The 15,805-nt window shown below is 72.4% G+C and carries 14 protein-coding genes; 11 read left to right on the top strand and 3 right to left on the bottom strand.

What is annotated here, in order from left to right:
* Nucleotides 1–50: 50 nt before the first annotated feature.
* From lspA to dnaE, 8 genes are all read left to right on the top strand, one after another.
* Nucleotides 51–656: a signal peptidase II gene (lspA, locus tag ACQPYX_RS16120; RefSeq protein ID WP_433798342.1), complete on the top strand. Its 606-nt coding sequence runs from the start codon at nt 51–53 to the stop codon at nt 654–656.
* Nucleotides 653–1,588 (top strand): RluA family pseudouridine synthase, encoded by a 936-nt coding sequence (locus ACQPYX_RS16125; protein ID WP_433798343.1) that lies wholly within the window; start codon nt 653–655, stop codon nt 1,586–1,588. The genes lspA and ACQPYX_RS16125 overlap by 4 nt, the downstream gene beginning before the upstream one ends.
* An 83-nt stretch (nt 1,589–1,671) precedes the next feature.
* Nucleotides 1,672–2,358 (top strand): hypothetical protein, encoded by a 687-nt coding sequence (locus ACQPYX_RS16130; protein ID WP_433798344.1) that lies wholly within the window; start codon nt 1,672–1,674, stop codon nt 2,356–2,358.
* A gap of 170 nt (nt 2,359–2,528) precedes the next feature.
* Nucleotides 2,529–3,803 (top strand): NAD(P)/FAD-dependent oxidoreductase, encoded by a 1,275-nt coding sequence (locus ACQPYX_RS16135; protein WP_433798345.1) that lies wholly within the window; start codon nt 2,529–2,531, stop codon nt 3,801–3,803.
* 106 nt (nt 3,804–3,909) lie between these two features.
* Nucleotides 3,910–4,887 carry a malate dehydrogenase gene (locus ACQPYX_RS16140; protein WP_433798346.1) on the top strand — a complete coding sequence of 326 codons (978 nt, stop codon included), beginning with the start codon at nt 3,910–3,912 and terminating at the stop codon, nt 4,885–4,887.
* Between the two features lie 78 nt (nt 4,888–4,965).
* Nucleotides 4,966–5,808 (top strand): 4-hydroxy-tetrahydrodipicolinate synthase, encoded by an 843-nt coding sequence (gene dapA / locus ACQPYX_RS16145; RefSeq protein WP_433798347.1) that lies wholly within the window; start codon nt 4,966–4,968, stop codon nt 5,806–5,808.
* A gap of 162 nt (nt 5,809–5,970) precedes the next feature.
* On the top strand, nt 5,971–6,210 hold the full coding sequence (locus ACQPYX_RS16150; protein WP_433798348.1) for a hypothetical protein: 240 nt from the start codon (nt 5,971–5,973) through the stop codon (nt 6,208–6,210).
* A gap of 72 nt (nt 6,211–6,282) precedes the next feature.
* Nucleotides 6,283–9,828, top strand: a complete 3,546-nt coding sequence (gene dnaE / locus ACQPYX_RS16155) for a DNA polymerase III subunit alpha (protein ID WP_433798349.1) — start codon at nt 6,283–6,285, stop codon at nt 9,826–9,828.
* 89 nt (nt 9,829–9,917) lie between these two features.
* Here the strand turns inward: dnaE and ACQPYX_RS16160 are convergent, their stop codons facing one another.
* Both ACQPYX_RS16160 and ACQPYX_RS16165 read right to left on the bottom strand, forming a co-directional pair.
* The gene (locus ACQPYX_RS16160) at nt 9,918–10,700 is read right to left on the bottom strand and encodes a crotonase/enoyl-CoA hydratase family protein (RefSeq protein WP_433798350.1); all 783 of its coding nucleotides are present in this window, start codon (nt 10,698–10,700) and stop codon (nt 9,918–9,920) included.
* A complete protein-coding gene (locus ACQPYX_RS16165) occupies nt 10,697–11,719 on the bottom strand; it encodes an LLM class flavin-dependent oxidoreductase (protein WP_433798351.1) in 1,023 nt (340 codons plus the stop codon). The genes ACQPYX_RS16160 and ACQPYX_RS16165 overlap by 4 nt, the downstream gene beginning before the upstream one ends.
* A 51-nt stretch (nt 11,720–11,770) precedes the next feature.
* Between ACQPYX_RS16165 and ACQPYX_RS16170 the strand changes: the two genes are divergently transcribed.
* Together ACQPYX_RS16170 and ACQPYX_RS16175 are read left to right on the top strand one after the other, a co-directional pair.
* Nucleotides 11,771–12,586, top strand: a complete 816-nt coding sequence (locus ACQPYX_RS16170; protein ID WP_433798352.1) for a class II aldolase/adducin family protein — start codon at nt 11,771–11,773, stop codon at nt 12,584–12,586.
* Between the two features lie 71 nt (nt 12,587–12,657).
* Nucleotides 12,658–13,497: an amidohydrolase family protein gene (locus ACQPYX_RS16175; RefSeq protein ID WP_433798353.1), complete on the top strand. Its 840-nt coding sequence runs from the start codon at nt 12,658–12,660 to the stop codon at nt 13,495–13,497.
* A gap of 114 nt (nt 13,498–13,611) precedes the next feature.
* On the opposite strand, the gene ACQPYX_RS16180 is transcribed toward ACQPYX_RS16175, so the two are convergent.
* Nucleotides 13,612–14,451 (bottom strand): PaaX family transcriptional regulator, encoded by an 840-nt coding sequence (locus tag ACQPYX_RS16180; RefSeq protein ID WP_433798354.1) that lies wholly within the window; start codon nt 14,449–14,451, stop codon nt 13,612–13,614.
* A gap of 36 nt (nt 14,452–14,487) precedes the next feature.
* On the opposite strand from ACQPYX_RS16180, the gene ACQPYX_RS16185 reads away from it, so the two are divergent.
* A complete protein-coding gene (locus ACQPYX_RS16185; RefSeq protein WP_433798355.1) occupies nt 14,488–15,789 on the top strand; it encodes an adenosylmethionine--8-amino-7-oxononanoate transaminase in 1,302 nt (433 codons plus the stop codon).
* Nucleotides 15,790–15,805: the final 16 nt, after the last annotated feature.

A 15,805-nucleotide genomic window follows, 5' to 3' on the forward strand; every position in this document is an offset into this window, starting at 1 on the left:
CGTGCGGGGGTTCACGGCGAGCTCGCGGCGCGTCGGGGGAGGATGGGGACATGACCGACGCGGGCGACACCACCGCCGCCACCGACGCGGCCGACCCGGAGCAGCCTGCCTCCACCACCCCCCGTCGGCTGCCGCTCCTGGTGGCCGTCGCGGTGGTCGTCCTCGTCGTCGACCTCGCCACCAAGATCGCGATCGTCGCCGCCATGGTCGACGGCGAGCGCATCCCGCTGCTCCTCGACGGCACCGTCAGCCTCGTGCTGGTGCGCAACCCGGGCGCGGCGTTCTCGCTGGCCACCGGCATGACCTGGCTGCTGACCCTGGTGGCCGTCGCCGTGGTCGTCGGGATCGCCCGGTACGCGCGCCGGATGCGCTCGCGCGGCTGGGCGATCGCCCTGGGTCTCGTCCTCGGCGGAGCGCTGGGCAACCTGGTCGACCGCTTCTTCCGCGGCCCGGGGCCGCTGCAGGGCCACGTGGTCGACTTCGTCTCGGTCGGGTGGTGGCCGGTGTTCAACGCCGCCGACTCCGCGATCTGCCTGGGCGGCGCGCTGCTGGTCGGGCTCGCGCTCTGGGGCATCGAGATCGACGGCACGCGGTCCGGCCGCGAGCCGGTGGGGGACGCAGCGCAGCGGAGCTCGACCGCGGGGACGGATCGATGAGCCTGCGCACCCTGCCCGTCCCCGACGGTCTCGACGGCATGCGCCTGGACGCCGGGCTCTCCCGGATGCTCGGGCTGTCCCGCACCGTCGTCGCCGCGCTCGCCGAGGACGGCGCCGTGCGTCTCGACGGCGCCGCGGCCGGCAAGTCCGACCGCCTCGTCGCGGGCAGCTGGCTCGAGGTCGACCTCCCCGACCCGGAGCGCGACCCCGCCGAGCGCGTGGTCACCGCGCGGGCCGTCGAGGGCCTCGTCGTGCTGCACGAGGACGACGAGATCGTCGTCGTCGACAAGCCCGTGGGCGTGGCCGTGCACCCGAGCCCGGGCTGGACCGGGCCGACCGTCGTGGCCGGGCTCGCCGCGCTCGGCGTCTCGATCGCCACCTCCGGCGCAGCCGAGCGGCAGGGCATCGTGCACCGGCTCGACGCGGGCACCACGGGCGTCATGGTCGTCGCGAAGTCCGAGCGCGCCTACTCGGTGCTCAAGACCGCCTTCCGCGAGCGGACGGTCGCCAAGACCTACCTCGCGGTCGTCCAGGGCCACCCGGACCCGAGCGACGGCACCATCGACGCCCCGATCGACCGGCACCCGAAGCACGACTGGCGCTTCGCGGTGATGACCGACGGCAAGCCCTCGGTCACGCACTACCGCACGCTCGAGGCGTTCCCGGCGGCCTCGCTGCTCGAGGTCGAGCTCGAGACCGGCCGCACCCACCAGATCCGGGTGCACTTCTCCGCGCTGCGCCACCCCTGCGTGGGCGACTCCGGCTACGGCGCCGACCCGACGCTCTCCAAGCGCCTCGGGCTGACCCGCCAGTGGCTGCACGCCCACCGGCTCGGCCTGCACCACCCCGCCGACGGCCGGTGGGTGGAGTTCGTCAGCGAGCCGCCCGCCGACCTCGCCCACGCCCTCGACGTCCTGCGGGCGTCGAGCTGAACGAGGGTCCCGACCCCGCCGCCGCCGACCAGGACGACGACGAGGACCTGCCGCGCTGGCCGCGGTACGCCGTCCTCGCGGCGGTGCTGCTCGTCGTCGTGCTGGTCACGGCGTGGGCGGCGGGCCTGCAGCGCAGCGGCCCCGACCCGACGGCGGGGGCGCCCGCCGGCTCGACCGACGCGGTCCGCCTCGGCCCCGAGCCGGGGGAGGACGTCGGGGCCTACCTGGCCCGGATCGCCGCCGTCCCGGCCCCCGGCGACCCCACGCCCCGGCTCGCGCTGGTCCAGTTCGACGCGACCCTCACCCCGCAGGCCGCCGCATCCGCGGTGGGGAACGCGACCCCGCTGCGGGCCGTGGTGCGCGTGCCGTTCCCCCGGGTGCAGACCGCACTGCGGGAGATCGACCTGCAGCCCGCGCCGCCCGAGGCGGCCCTGCGGGCGGCGCTGACCACGGCGGCCGGGCAGGCCGCGCAGGATGCGACCGTCGCCGCGCCCGGGAGCCGTCGGTCGGCGGTCGCCACCGCCGAGGCCGCCGTGCTGGGGCGCCCCGACTGCGGGTGCCTCGTCGCGGTCGTCGTCCGGGTGGCCCCCGCCGACGTCGCCGCGCTGCGGGCGCGACCCGGCGTGCGGGCGGTCCAGGTCGCGCCGCCCGACGCGACCCGGAACCGCCTCGCGGTGTCGCCGCTGCTGCCCGAGCAGGGACCCGGCCGGGCGGACGGACCCGTCGTCGGGCCCGTTCCCGACGACGGCCCGGTGCCGCCGACCGGGTGACCCCCGTCGGTGTGGTCCTCGTGAGCGGAGACACGACGTGACGTGCGCGGCACGGGGCGAGGCTGGACGACCCGGCGTGACGGAGGACGATGGAGGGTAGTCCAGAGGCACCGCCTGCAGCCGGTCTGAATCGAACCGGCCAGCGCGGAGGGGAGAGGAGTGCAGGGCTGATGAGTGCCGCGCAGTCGTCCGGGGCGAACGGGGCGGACACGCGTCCCCACGTCGTCGTGGTGGGGGCGGGCTTCGCCGGGATCTCCGCGGTGCGGTCGCTGCGCAAGGCGCCGGTGCGGGTCACGCTGATCGACCGGCACAGCTACTCGACGTTCCAGCCCCTGCTCTACCAGGTCGCCACGGGGGCGCTGAACCCCGGCGACATCACCTACGGGGCGCGCTCGTTCGTCTCCGGGGTGGAGCGGAAGAGCTCGACCTGGGTGACCTTCCGCAAGGGCGTGGTCACCGAGATCGACCCCGACGCCAAGGTGCTGACCCTCGACGTCGGGCCGCAGCTCTCCTACGACTACCTGATCCTCGCCAACGGGGTCACGACGAACTACTTCGGCGTGCCCGGGGCGCGGGAGAACGCCTACCCGATCTACACCCGGGCCGAGGCCCTCGCGGTGCGCGACCGGATGATGGGCTACCTCGACCACATCTCCGCGACCGGCGAGACCGACGGCGCGTCGGTGGTCGTGGTCGGCGGCGGCGCCACCGGCGTCGAGATGGCCGGCACCCTCGCCGAGCTGCGCAACTCCATGCTGCCGACCCGGTTCCCGGAGCTCGACCCGGACCACGTGAAGGTCATCCTGCTCGAGATGACCGACAAGGTCCTCGGGCCGTTCGACCCGAAGCTGCGCCGGTACGCGGCGAACCAGCTGCGCGAGCGCGGCGTGGAGCTGCGGCTGGGCACCGCCGTGTCCGAGGTGCGCGCCGACCGCGTCGTGCTGAAGAGCGGCGAGGAGATCCCGGCGCAGATGACCATCTGGGCCACCGGCGTCGCCGCGCACGACACCGTGAAGAAGTGGGGCCTCACCCAGGGCCGCGGCGGGCGCATCGTCGTCGACTCCCAGCTGCGCGTGCCCGAGCACCCCGAGGTGTTCGTGGCGGGCGACATCGGCGTGATCGACGACAACCCGCTGCCGCAGCTCGCCCAGCCCGCGATCCAGACCGGGGCGCAGGCGGCGAAGAACCTCGTGGCGCTGCTCGAGGGTCGGGCGCCCGAGCCCTTCAAGTACTTCGACAAGGGCACGATGGCCACCATCGGCCGTCGCGCCGCCGTGGCCGAGATCTCCCACGGCCCGAAGCTGACCGGCACGATCGCGTGGCTCGCGTGGATGTTCGTGCACATCTTCGCGCTGCTCGGCAACCGCAACCGGATCATGGTGTCGCTGGCCCTGACGTTCCGCTACATCGGGCAGCGGCGCTCGCAGCTCGTCGTCGGCGACTGAGCTCCGCGGCGCGGTGAGGTGACATGCCTCGCCGCGTCGCACCCATCCGGACGTGGGAGGCTGGCGGCCCGCAGAGATCAGGGTCCTCACTGTCTGGAGATCGAGCATGGCCTCGCCCGTCAACGTCGTCGTCACCGGTGCCGCCGGTCAGATCGGATACGCGCTGCTGTTCCGCATCGCCTCCGGTCAGCTGCTGGGGGAGGGTCGCAAGGTCCGGCTGAAGCTCCTCGAGATCCCGCAGGCCGTGAAGGCCGCCGAGGGCACCGCGCTGGAGCTCGAGGACGGTGCCTTCGAGCTGCTCGACGGCGTCGACGTCTACGACGACGCGACCAAGGCCTTCGACGGCGCGAACGTCGGCCTGCTCGTCGGTGCCCGCCCGCGCACCAAGGGCATGGAGCGCGCCGACCTCCTCGAGGCCAACGGTGGCATCTTCAAGCCCCAGGGCGAGGCGCTCAACGGCGCGGCCGACGACGTCAAGGTGCTCGTCGTGGGCAACCCGGCCAACACCAACGCCCTCATCGCGGCGTCCAACTCGGACGTCCCGAAGGACCGCTTCACCGCCATGACGCGCCTCGACCACAACCGGGGTCTCGCGCAGCTGGCCAACAAGTTCGGCGTGGGCGTCGACCAGATCTCGAAGTTCACGATCTGGGGCAACCACTCCGCCTCGCAGTACCCGGACGTCTCGAACGTCCTCGTCGACGGCAAGCCGGTCGCCGACCAGATCGACCAGAGCTGGCTGACCGACGAGTTCATCCCGCGCGTGGCCAAGCGCGGCGCCGAGATCATCGAGGTCCGCGGCGCATCGTCGGCCGCCTCCGCCGCCGCCGCGGCGATCGACCACGTGTACACGTGGGTCAACGGCACCCGCGAGGGCGACTGGACCTCCGCGGCAATCGTCTCCGACGGCTCGTACGGCACCCCCGAGGGTCTCGTGTCGTCCTTCCCCGTCACCGCCCGGGACGGGAAGTGGGAGATCGTCCAGGGCCTCGACATCTCGGACTTCTCGCGGGAGCGGATCGACGCGTCGACCGCCGAGCTCGCCGAGGAGCGCGAGGCCGTGAAGAAGCTCGGGCTCGTCTAGGTGCGCTGCGCGCCTGTGAGTACTCATCCGTGCTCCAGCACGGATTAGTACTCACAGGCCGTATGGCACCCTGTCCGGGTGTCGCTCGGAACCGTCCTCACCGCCATCGTCACGCCCTTCGACGAGCAGGGGGCCGTCGACGAGAAGACCTTCGTCGACCTGATGCACCACCTGGCCGCGCACGGTTCCGACGGGATCGTGGTCTGCGGGACCACCGGTGAGTCCCCGACGCTGTCGATCGAGGAGCACATGCGCCTCGTCGAGCTGGCGTGCGCCGAGCGTCCGGCCGGGGTGACGATCGTCGGGTCCGCCGGGTCGAACGACACCCGGCACGCCGTCGAGATGACCGAGCGGGCCACGGCCGCGGGCGTCGACGCGATCCTCTCGGTCACGCCGTACTACAACCGCCCGAACCGGCGGGGCCTCGCCGCGCACTACCGCGAGGTCGCGAAGGCCACCGACAAGCCGATCGTGCTCTACAACATCCCCTCGCGGGTCTCGCGCGACGTCCCGAACGACGAGCTCGCCGAGCTGGCGCAGATCGAGCACGTCGATTACGTCAAGCAGGCCGCGAACGCCAACCTCGCGAAGGTCGACGGCCTCGGCATCTACGCCGGCAACGACGAGCTGTACGCCCCGGTGCTGGACCTGGGGGAGTGCGGCGTCATCTCCGTCGCCTCGCACGTCTGCGGCGACCTCATGGCCCGGATGGCCCGCGAGCCCGAGCACCGCGCGGAGCTCGAGGCGGCGTTCAAGCCGATCCTCGACGCGCTGGCGGTGACGGTGAACCCGATCCCGGTGAAGGCGGCTCTCGCGATGCTCGGCCTGTGCGGCCCCGGGCTGCGCCTCCCGCTGGTCGAGGCATCCGAGTCCGAGGCCGCCGTCGTGCGCTCCGCTCTGGAGGGTGCGGGGCTGCTGTAGGGCCGTTCCCGACGACGGGCCGGCCCAGCTCCGGCTCGCCCTGTCCTGTCGTGGCCTGTGTCGGCGCCGCACCGTGTCCCGGACCGCCCCTGGCGCGCGCTCCCGTGACTGTCGGACCCCTCCGTCACCCTCCGCGTGTCCGATCGACACGAGGGGGACGCCATGCGACGGATCGTGGACCTGGCCGAGCTGGGGCGGCTGTGGGCGAGCGGCGAGGACCCGTTCCGGGACGACGCACTCGAGGACCGGTACGACGACGAGGACGACGACGCCTGGGGGCCGATCCCGTGCGACGGATCGGGGTGCTGTCCGTGCGGTTCGTGCGACGCGCGGAGGGTCTTCGGGGCGCCGACACGCCGCCCCGGCGCGGTGAGCAGCACCGACGTCCCGCCGCCCGAGTGAGCGCCGAGACTGTCGGACCCGACGGGTAGCGTGGCCCCGTCCTGACCGGCAGCCCGCGGGGAGGTTCCTGGCGTGTCCGACGACTCGTTCGTCCACCTCCACACCCATACCGAGTTCTCGATGCTCGACGGGGCGGCGCGGTTGGACGACCTGTTCACCGAGGCCGCCCGCATGGGCATGCCGGCCCTCGCGATGACCGACCACGGCAACACCTACGGCGCCTATGAGTTCTGGAAGAAGTCGAAGGCGCACGGGGTCAAGCCGATCATCGGCATGGAGGGGTACGTCGCGCCGGGCTCCCGCCACGAGCGCAAGCGGGCCACGTTGAACGGCGTCAAGGCCGACCAGGACAACCCGGGCGAGATGTACACCCACATGACGCTCCTGGCGGAGAACACGGAGGGGATGCACAACCTCTTCCGGCTCTCCAGCCTCGCGAGCCTCGAGGGGTACTACTACAAGCCGCGCATGGACCGCGAGCTCCTGGAGACCTACGGCAAGGGGATCATCGCGACGACGGGCTGCCCGTCGGGCGAGGTCGCGCGCCTGCTCCAGTACGGCGACCGCGACGGCGCCATGCAGGCCGCGAGCGACTACCGCGACATCTTCGGCCGCGACAACTTCTTCTGCGAGCTGATGGACCACGGCATCGAGATCGAGCGCCGGGTCCGGGACGACCTCTACGACCTGAAGAAGAAGCTCGACCTGCCGGGCCTCGCGACGAACGACCTGCACTACACCTACGCGAAGGACGCGAAGCCGCACGAGGTGCTGCTCTGCGTGCAGACCGGCAAGACGATGAACGACCCGAACCGTTTCCGGTTCGACGCGCAGGACTTCTACCTCAAGTCCGCCGCCGAGATGCGCGCCCAGTGGGACCCGGTGTTCCCCGAGGCCTGCGACAACACGCTCGCCATCGCCGAGCGCGTCGACATCACCTTCACCGAGGGCCGCGACCTCCAGCCGGTGGCGCCGGTCCCCGAGGGCGAGACCGAGGGCAGCTGGCTGGTCAAGGAGGTCGAGCGGGGCCTGCACTGGCGGTTCCCGAACGGCATCCCCGACAACTACCGCAAGCAGGCCGAGTACGAGGTCTCGGTCATCATGCAGATGGGCTACCCGGGTTACTTCCTGGTGACGGCCGACCTGCTGAACTACGCCCGCTCGGTCAACCTGCGCGTCGGGCCCGGCCGCGGCAGCGCCGCCGGCAGCCTCGTGGCCTACGTCCTGGGCATCACCGACCTCGACCCGATCCACCACAAGCTGATCTTCGAGCGGTTCCTCAACCCCGAGCGCGTCTCCATGCCCGATATCGACATGGACTTCGACGAGCGTCGGCGCGGCGAGATGATCCGCTACGTCACCGAGAAGTACGGCGAGGAGAAGATCGCCCAGATCATCACCTACTCCACGATCAAGGCGAAGGCCGCGATCAAGGACTCCGCGCGCGTGCTCTACGGCCAGCCCGGCTACGCGGTGGCCGACCGCATCACCAAGTCGATGCCGCCCGCGGTGATGGGCAAGGACATCCCGCTGTCCGGGGTGTTCGACCCGAGCCACAAGCGCTACTCCGAGGCCGCGGAGATGCGGGCGCTCTACGAGTCGGACCCGCAGGTCAAGGAGATCGTCGACACCGCGCGCGACCTCGAGGGCCTCAAGCGCCAGTGGGGTGTGCACGCGGCCGGCGTGATCATGTCGAGGGAGAACCTCATCGACGTGATCCCGATCCAGCGCCGCGAGGCCGACGGCGCGATCATCACGCAGTTCGACATGGGGGTCTGCGAGACCCTCGGGCTGCTGAAGATGGACTTCCTCGGCCTGCGCAACCTGACGATCATCGACGACGCGCTGAAGAACATCACGCTCAACGGCAAGGAGCCGCTCGACCTCGACAACCTCGGGCTCGACGACAAGGCCACCTACGAGCTGCTCTCGCGCGGGGACACCCTCGGGGTCTTCCAGCTCGACGGCGGGCCGATGCGCGACCTGCTCCGCCGCATGGCGCCCACCGAGTTCGACGACATCTCGGCGGTCGGCGCGCTCTACCGTCCCGGTCCGATGGGCGCGAACGCCCACAACGACTACGCGGACCGCAAGAACAAGCGCCAAGAGGTCACGCCGATCCACCCGGAGCTGGCGGAACCCCTCAAGGACGTCCTCGGCGAGACCTACGGCCTGATCGTCTACCAGGAACAGGTCATGGCGATCGCCCAGAAGCTCGCGGGCTACTCGCTGGGCAAGGCCGACCTGCTCCGCCGCGCCATGGGTAAGAAGAAGAAGGAGATCCTCGACAAGGAGTACGAGGGTTTCGCCCAGGGCATGAAGGACAACGGCTACTCCGCGGCCGCGATCAAGACGCTGTGGGACATCCTGCTGCCGTTCTCCGACTACGCGTTCAACCGCGCGCACTCGGCCGCCTACGGCGTCGTGTCCTACTGGACCGCCTACCTGAAGGCGAACTACCCCGCCGAGTACATGGCGGCGGTGCTCACCAGCGTCCGGGACGACAAGGACAAGGCGGCGGTCTACCTCGCCGAGTGCCGTCGCATGGGCATCACCGTGCTGCCGCCCGACGTGAACGACTCGGTGCGCGACTTCGCCCCGGTCGGCTCCGACATCCGCTTCGGCCTCGGCGCGATCCGCAACGTGGGCGCGAATGTCGTCGAGTCGATCGTGGGCAGCCGCCGCGAGAAGGGCAACTTCACCGACTTCTCGGACTTCCTGCGCAAGGTCGAGCAGCAGGTCTGCAACAAGAAGACGGTCGAGTCGCTGATCAAGGCGGGCGCGTTCGACTCGCTGGGACACCCGCGCAAGGGACTCGCGCTGGTCCACGCCGAGGCCATCGACGCGGTGATGACCACCAAGCGCGCCGAGGCCGACGGCCAGTTCGACCTCTTCGGCAGCTTCGACGAGCCGGACGACGGCGGCGAGGTCGTCGACACGACGGGCATGTTCGACGTCAAGGTCCCCGACGGTGAGTGGGAGCCCAAGCACCGCCTCGCCCTCGAGCGGGAGATGCTCGGGCTCTACGTGTCCGGGCACCCGCTCAACGGCATCGAGCACGTGCTGGCGAGCCGCGCCGACACGCCGATCACCAAGATCCTCGAGGGCGACGTCTCGGAGGGGGCGTCGGTGACGGTCGGCGGCATCCTCGCGAGCGTGACCCGCCGCGTGAACAAGAAGGGCGAGCCCTGGGCCTCGGCCCAGATCGAGGACCTCGCCGGCGGGATCGAGGTGCTGTTCTTCCCGCGGACCTACGCGGCGGTGTCGATCGACGTCTCCGAGGACGCGATCGTGCTGCTCAAGGCCAAGGTCAACAAGCGGGACGACCGCGTCAGCCTGTTCGTGGAGGACCTCGCGGTGCCCGACCTGTCCACCGGCGCGCAGGCCGCGCCGCCCGTCCGGGTCACGATCGAGAGCGCCCGGTGCACGCCGGAGCGGGTCGGGAAGTTCAAGGAGGTCCTCGTCGCCCACCCCGGGTCGAGCGAGGTCCACCTGACGCTGCTCGCCGCGAACGGTGCCTCCCACGTCCTCCGGCTCGACGACGGGCTGAAGGTCACCAACTCCAGTGCGCTCATGGGCGACCTCAAGGCGCTGCTCGGGCCGCGCTGCCTGCAGTGACGTCCGCGTCGCCACCGCGAGGGTGACGCCAGACAGGGTCCCGGGCCGCCGGGGCTGCCTGGTGTCGACCTCGCGGCGCGGGCGCGGCCCTACCCGAAGCGGCCGTGCCTGCCCTCGCCGGAGGCGAAGCGGGCCGCGCCCTCCACACCCTCGGCCATGAGCGCCGCGAGCCCGCCGGAGAACTCCGCGGCGAGCGCGCCCTCCTCGTCGAGCCCCTCCTGCCCGAGCACGGACGCCCGGTCGGCGCGCAGGCACACCTGGGGGAACGCCGCGAGCTCGCGGGCCAGGGCCTGGGCGGCCGACAACGCCTCCCCGGCGGGCACCACCCGGTTCGCCAACCCGATCGACAGCGCCTCCGCGGCGTCCACGGGACGCCCGGTCAGCACCAGGTCCATCGCGCGGCTCGTGCCGATCAGCCGGGGGAGCCGCACGGTGCCGCCGTCGATCAGCGGCACACCCCACCGGCGACAGAAGACGCCGAACACGGCGGTCTCGTCGGCGACCCGCAGGTCGCACCACAGCGCCAGCTCCAACCCACCCGCGACGGCGTGCCCGGAGACGGCCGCGATCACCGGCTTCGACAGCCGGAGCCGGGTCGGGCCCATCGGGCCGTCGCCCGCGGGGTCGGTGCGGTTGCCGGACGGGCTCCCCACCGCGGTGAGGTCGGCGCCCGCGCAGAACACGCCGTCGGCGCCGTGCAGCACCGCCACCGCGGCCCGGTCGTCGGCGTCGAACGCCCGGAACGCCTCGGCGAGCGCCAGCGCGGTCGGGCCGTCGACGGCGTTGCGCCGCTCCGGGCGGTGCAGGGTCACGGTGGTGACGGGACCGTCGTGCGAGACCCGCACCGACCCGGCGTCGGGAAGAAGGCTCATCGGGGGCTCCAGCCGAGTGCCGGGCCGAGCTTCGTCGCCATGTCGGTCAGGATCTGCACGTAGTCGGCGTGCTCGAAGCCGAACGGCAACGCGAACACCACCTCGGTGACCTCGCGGAACGCGGCGTGGGCGTACAGCGCCTCCGCGACCTCGTCGGAGGTGCCGAGGACGTCGCGGGCGAACAGCAGTCGGCCCGGGCCCTGCGGCGACGACGTGCGCGGCGTGCGGCTCTCGACGTACTCGGCGTACTTCGCGCGCTGCGCGTCGGTGGCGGTGTCCGTCGGGATGACGACGAGGCCCTGCGAGACCCGTCCGGAGCGGTCGTCGGGAAGGGCCTTCCGGTAGGCCTGGATGGTGCGCGACTGGATGCCGGCGAAGTCCGGCTCCTCGCCCTCGCCGACGCGGACCACCGACGACGTCAGCAGGTTGAGCCCCTGCTCGCCGGCCCAGATCGCGGAGCGGTCGCTCGCGGCGCCGTACCAGACGCGGTCCGCGAGGCCGGCCGCGTGCGGTTGGACGTGGTCGGAGAACACCTCGATGCCCTGCACCCCGGAGAAGGTGCTGGCGGGCTCGCCGCGCAGCAGGGAGAGCAGACGCTCGACGCGGGTGTAGGTGAAGTCCTCGGCGTCGGCGGTGTCGGGGTAGAGCGAGTGCCTGACGTCGTCGAAGTGCCCGGGCGGCCCGACCGACAGGCCCGGGTTCATGCGGCCGCCGCAGAGGACGTCGAGGGTCGAGAGGTCCTCCGCGTAGCGCAGTGGGTTCTCCCAGCCCAGCGGCGTGACCGCCGTGCCGAACTCGATCCGCGAGGTGCGCTGCGAGGCCGCCGCCAGCAGCGTCACGGGGGAGGAGACGCCGTGCTGGAGGTGGCGGTGGCGCAGCCAGACCGAGTCGAACCCGAGCTGTTCGGCGAGCACGATCTCGTCGAGCAGGGCCTCGTGGCCGGGACGCGGGTCGTCGGGGGAGAACGTGCCGATGGTGAGGAAGCCGAGCTTCTCGAGCGGGGTGCCGGGTGCGGGCATGACGTCCATCATCCCTTGACCCGGGGGCGCCGCGCGGCGCACCGTCGAGGGATGGCCGCACCGACGCAGGACCGCCCGACCTCCGACGACACGATGCCCGCCCAGGGGGGCATCGCGATGCCCCAGCCGCCGACGTTCGCCACCGTGGAGGAGGAGCGGCTGCACCGCAAGCAGCAGCTCGCGGGCGCGTTCCGGGTCTTCGGGCGCTTTGGCTTCGGGGAGGGGATCGCCGGGCACATCACCGTGCGCGACCCCGAGGACCCGCACATGTTCTGGGTCAACCCCTTCGGCATGAGCTTCCGGCACATCCGGGTCTCCGACCTGATCGCCGTGAACCACGAGGGCGAGGTCGTCCACGGGAACAAGCCGGTCAACCAGGCGGGCTTCGTGATCCACTCCGCGGTGCACGCCGCGCACCCGGAGGTCGTCGCGGCCGCGCACGCGCACTCGGTGTACGGCAAGGCGTGGTCCTCGCTCGGCCGCCCGCTCGACCCGATCACCCAGGACGCCTGCACCCTCTACGAGCAGCACGGCGTGGTGACCGAGGGCCGCGGTGCGGTGGTGCTCGACCCGGAGGTCGGGAAGGCGCTGGCGAACGGGCTCACCGGCAACAAGATGGTCTTCCACCAGAACCACGGCATCTTCTCGGTCGGGAAGACCGTGGCCGAGGCCGCATGGTGGTTCATCAACACCGAGCGCAACTGCCAGGCCCAGCTGCTCGCCGAGGCCGCCGGCACGCCGACGCAGATCGACCACGTCAACGCCAAGTTCTCGGCCCAGCAGACCGGCACCGAGTACGCCGGCTGGTTCTCCTTCCAGCCGATCTGGGACGAGATCGTGCGGACGGATCCGGATCTGTTCGACTGAGGTGCGCGGCGCGCTCGTGAGCAGAAACGGCTGCTATAACGACCCTTTCTGCTCACGAGCCCGGAGGGCACATGATCGTCGACGCCCACGTCCACGTCGCCCACCTCGCCCGCCTTAAGGTGTCGTGGGAGACGTGGATCGGCCCGGCGGGCGACACCGCGGCCTGGGCGGCGATGTACGACGACGACGGGGCGCCGATCCCGGAGCGGGTCAGCGGGTACTTCGCCGATGAGGGCGTCGACCGCGTCCTGATGTTCTGCGAGTACAGCCCGAAGGCCACGGGTTGGCAGACCATCGAGGACGTGCTGCCGATCGTGGAGCACGATCCGCAGCGCTTCCGGATCGTCGCCAACGTCAACCCGCACGTGCACCACCCGGTGGGTCGCGAGCTCGACCGCCAGCTCGACCACGGCGCCGTCGCGCTCAAGATTCACCCGGTGCACGCCGGCATCGCGCCGAACGACCGCGAGCTCTACCCCGCCTACGCGCGGTGCGCCGAGCGTGGTGTCCCGGTGATCGTCCACACCGGGCCGTCGTTCTTCCCCGGCGCGACCTCGAAGCACGGCGACCCGGTGCTCATGGACGACGTGATGCGCGACTTTCCCGAACTCGTCGTCATCCTGGCCCACGGCGGACGCGGCTGGAGCTACGACGCCGCGGCCTCGCTGGCGCTGACCCGCGAGAACGTCTGGCTCGACCTCGCGGGGCTCCCGCCGAAGCGGTTGCCGACCTACTACGCGTCGTTCGGTCTCGAGCGGATCGCCGCCAAGTCGATCTTCGGCACCGACGCGCCGGCCGCGAGCCCGTCGCGCAACGTCGCGGCCGTCCGCGACCTGGGCCTGCCCGAGCACCTCACGGACGCCGTCCTCGGCGGGAACGCTGCGCGGGTCTTCCCGGGGCTCGCGGGGTAGTCCGACGCGCCTCGGCGGCGGGTCGGTGCCGGACGCTGCGACCGGTCGACGGTGCAGCGTTTCCTGGCACTGGGTGCACGCAGTGACGCATTGCTTGCACTGGGCGGGGGAGACCTACCGCCCCAGCTCCGCGAACGCCGCCTGCGCCCCGGGCGCCCACGACTCGTGGCGGGCGTGGAACACCTCGGCGGCCCGGGCGCCCACCCAGTCGTCGGGCAACAGCTCGGCGGGCAGCTGCGGGTCGAGGAACGGGAACCGCCGCCAGGCGTCCACGAGCCGGACCTGCGCCGCGAGGACGCCGCCGTCCCGCACGGGGGTCAGGGCCGCGAACTGCTCGACGAACTCGGCGTACCGCGCTTCGACCTCCCGCAGGTCCCAGGCCTGGGCGACCAGCTCGGCGTCGGACAGGCCACCGTGGGTGCCGCCGACGACGAGGAGCGCGGAGTCGTCGAGCCCGACGTCGACCAGGGCCCGGTGCGCCTCGCCGACCCGCGTCGCGTCGGGGCACACCCAGACCCCGGGGGCGGGGGAGCCGAGACCCGCCCACGCGAGCTGGGTGCGCAGCTGGTGGCGCAGCGCCCGCTGGGCCTCCGGCACGCTCACGACGAGCACGAGCCAGCGCCCGTCCCACGCCTCGCGTCCGACGCCGTGGCCGTAGATCCGGGCGGCACCCTCGGAGAGCAACCGGCGGCCGGCGGTGGTCAACGACCACCGCACCCGTCGTCCGGAGCGCTCGGAGACCACGACGTCGTCGGCGGCCGTGCGGGCCAGCGCCTGGCGGGCGGACTTCTCCTCGACGCCGACGTGCCCGAGCGCGTCGAGCAGGGTCTGGGTCCACACCGGTTCGCCGGCGGGGAGCACGAACTCGCCGAGCACGGTGAGCAGCAGCGAGCGGGCACTGGTGGCCGCCACCTCACGGCGGCGGGAGAACGCCTCGCCCGCCCCCGCCGTCATGGGACGTGATCGTAGGTCAGGACTACCGTCCCGGACGTGTCAGCCCGTCCCGACCCGTCGCCCCCGACCGCCGTGCGTGACCTGGACCGTCAGCACGTCTGGCACCCCTACGGCCCGATGCCGGGCCGGACCGACCCGCTCGTGGTCACCGGCGCCCGGGGGGTGCGCCTCACGCTCGACGACGGGCGCGAGCTGATCGACGGCATGAGCTCGTGGTGGGCGGCGGTCCACGGGTACCGGCACCCCGCGCTGGACGCGGCGCTGCACGCCGACGCGTTCAGCCACGTCATGTTCGGCGGGCTCACCCACCACCCGGCGGTCGAGCTCGCGACTCGGCTGGTGGAGATCACGCCCGCCCCGCTGCAGCACGTGTTCCTCGCCGACTCCGGGTCGATCTCCATCGAGGTCGCCGTGAAGATGTGCCTGCAGTACCAGCGGGCCCGCGGCCGCCCGGGCCGGACCCGCATGATGACCTGGCGCGGCGGCTACCACGGCGACACCTTCGCCGCGATGAGCGTCTGCGATCCCGACGGCGGGATGCACGCGCTCTGGCAGGGCTTCCTGCCCGAGCAGGTGTTCGCCGACGCGCCCCCGGCCGACGCGCCCCCGGCCGCGTACGACCCGGCCTACGACGAGCACCTCGCCGCGGTCGCCGAGCGCCACGCCGACGAGCTGGCCGGGATCGTCGTCGAACCCGTCGTGCAGGGTGCGGGCGGCATGCGGTTCCACTCCCCGCGCCACCTCGCCGCGCTGCGGGAGATCGCCGACCGCCACGACCTCGTGCTCGTGTTCGACGAGATCGCGACCGGGTTCGGCCGCACCGGCGAGCTGTTCGCGGCCGACCACGCGGGGGTCGCGCCCGACGTCCTGTGCGTGGGCAAGGCCCTCACCGGCGGCTACCTGACGATGGCCGCGGCGCTGTGCACGCCGGCCGTCGCCGCGGCGGTCAGCGACGACGCCGGCGGCGGCGGGCTGATGCACGGCCCGACGTTCATGGGCAACCCGCTCGCGGCCCGGGTCGCGCTCGCGAGCGTCACCGAGTTGCTGCGCCGCGACTGGCGCGGCGAGGTGACCGGTGTCGGCGAGGTCCTGACGACGGGTCTCGCCCCCGCCCGGGAGGTCGCGGGGGTCCGCGACGTCCGCGTGCTGGGCGCGATCGGGGTGGTGCAGCTCGACCACGCCGTCGACGTGCCGGCCGCCCAGGCCGCCGCCGAAGCTCACGGAGTGTGGCTGCGGCCGTTCCGGGACCTGATCTACACGATGCCGCCGTTCGTCACCGGCGGCGAGGACGTGGCCCGCATCGCCGAGGCCGTCGTGGCCGCCGCCACCGCTGGATGACACTGGTGTGTCGGCC

Source organism: Actinomycetospora sp. CA-084318 (assembly GCF_050955885.1).
Taxonomy (GTDB): Bacteria; Actinomycetota; Actinomycetes; order Mycobacteriales; family Pseudonocardiaceae; genus Actinomycetospora.

Excerpts from the sequence above, each read along its gene's own strand:
- ACQPYX_RS16150 (WP_433798348.1), top strand. The coding sequence starts at position 5,971 with ATGCGACGGATCGTGGACCTGGCCGAGCTGGGGCGGCTGTGGGCGAGC.
- ACQPYX_RS16160 (WP_433798350.1), bottom strand. The coding sequence starts at position 10,700 with ATGAGCCTTCTTCCCGACGCCGGGTCGGTGCGGGTCTCGCACGACGGT.
- ACQPYX_RS16170 (WP_433798352.1), top strand. The coding sequence starts at position 11,771 with ATGGCCGCACCGACGCAGGACCGCCCGACCTCCGACGACACGATGCCC.
- ACQPYX_RS16125 (WP_433798343.1), top strand. The coding sequence starts at position 653 with ATGAGCCTGCGCACCCTGCCCGTCCCCGACGGTCTCGACGGCATGCGC.
- ACQPYX_RS16135 (WP_433798345.1), top strand. The coding sequence starts at position 2,529 with ATGAGTGCCGCGCAGTCGTCCGGGGCGAACGGGGCGGACACGCGTCCC.
- ACQPYX_RS16165 (WP_433798351.1), bottom strand. The coding sequence starts at position 11,719 with ATGCCCGCACCCGGCACCCCGCTCGAGAAGCTCGGCTTCCTCACCATC.
- ACQPYX_RS16180 (WP_433798354.1), bottom strand. The coding sequence starts at position 14,451 with ATGACGGCGGGGGCGGGCGAGGCGTTCTCCCGCCGCCGTGAGGTGGCG.
- ACQPYX_RS16175 (WP_433798353.1), top strand. The coding sequence starts at position 12,658 with ATGATCGTCGACGCCCACGTCCACGTCGCCCACCTCGCCCGCCTTAAG.
- ACQPYX_RS16140 (WP_433798346.1), top strand. The coding sequence starts at position 3,910 with ATGGCCTCGCCCGTCAACGTCGTCGTCACCGGTGCCGCCGGTCAGATC.
- lspA (WP_433798342.1), top strand. The coding sequence starts at position 51 with ATGACCGACGCGGGCGACACCACCGCCGCCACCGACGCGGCCGACCCG.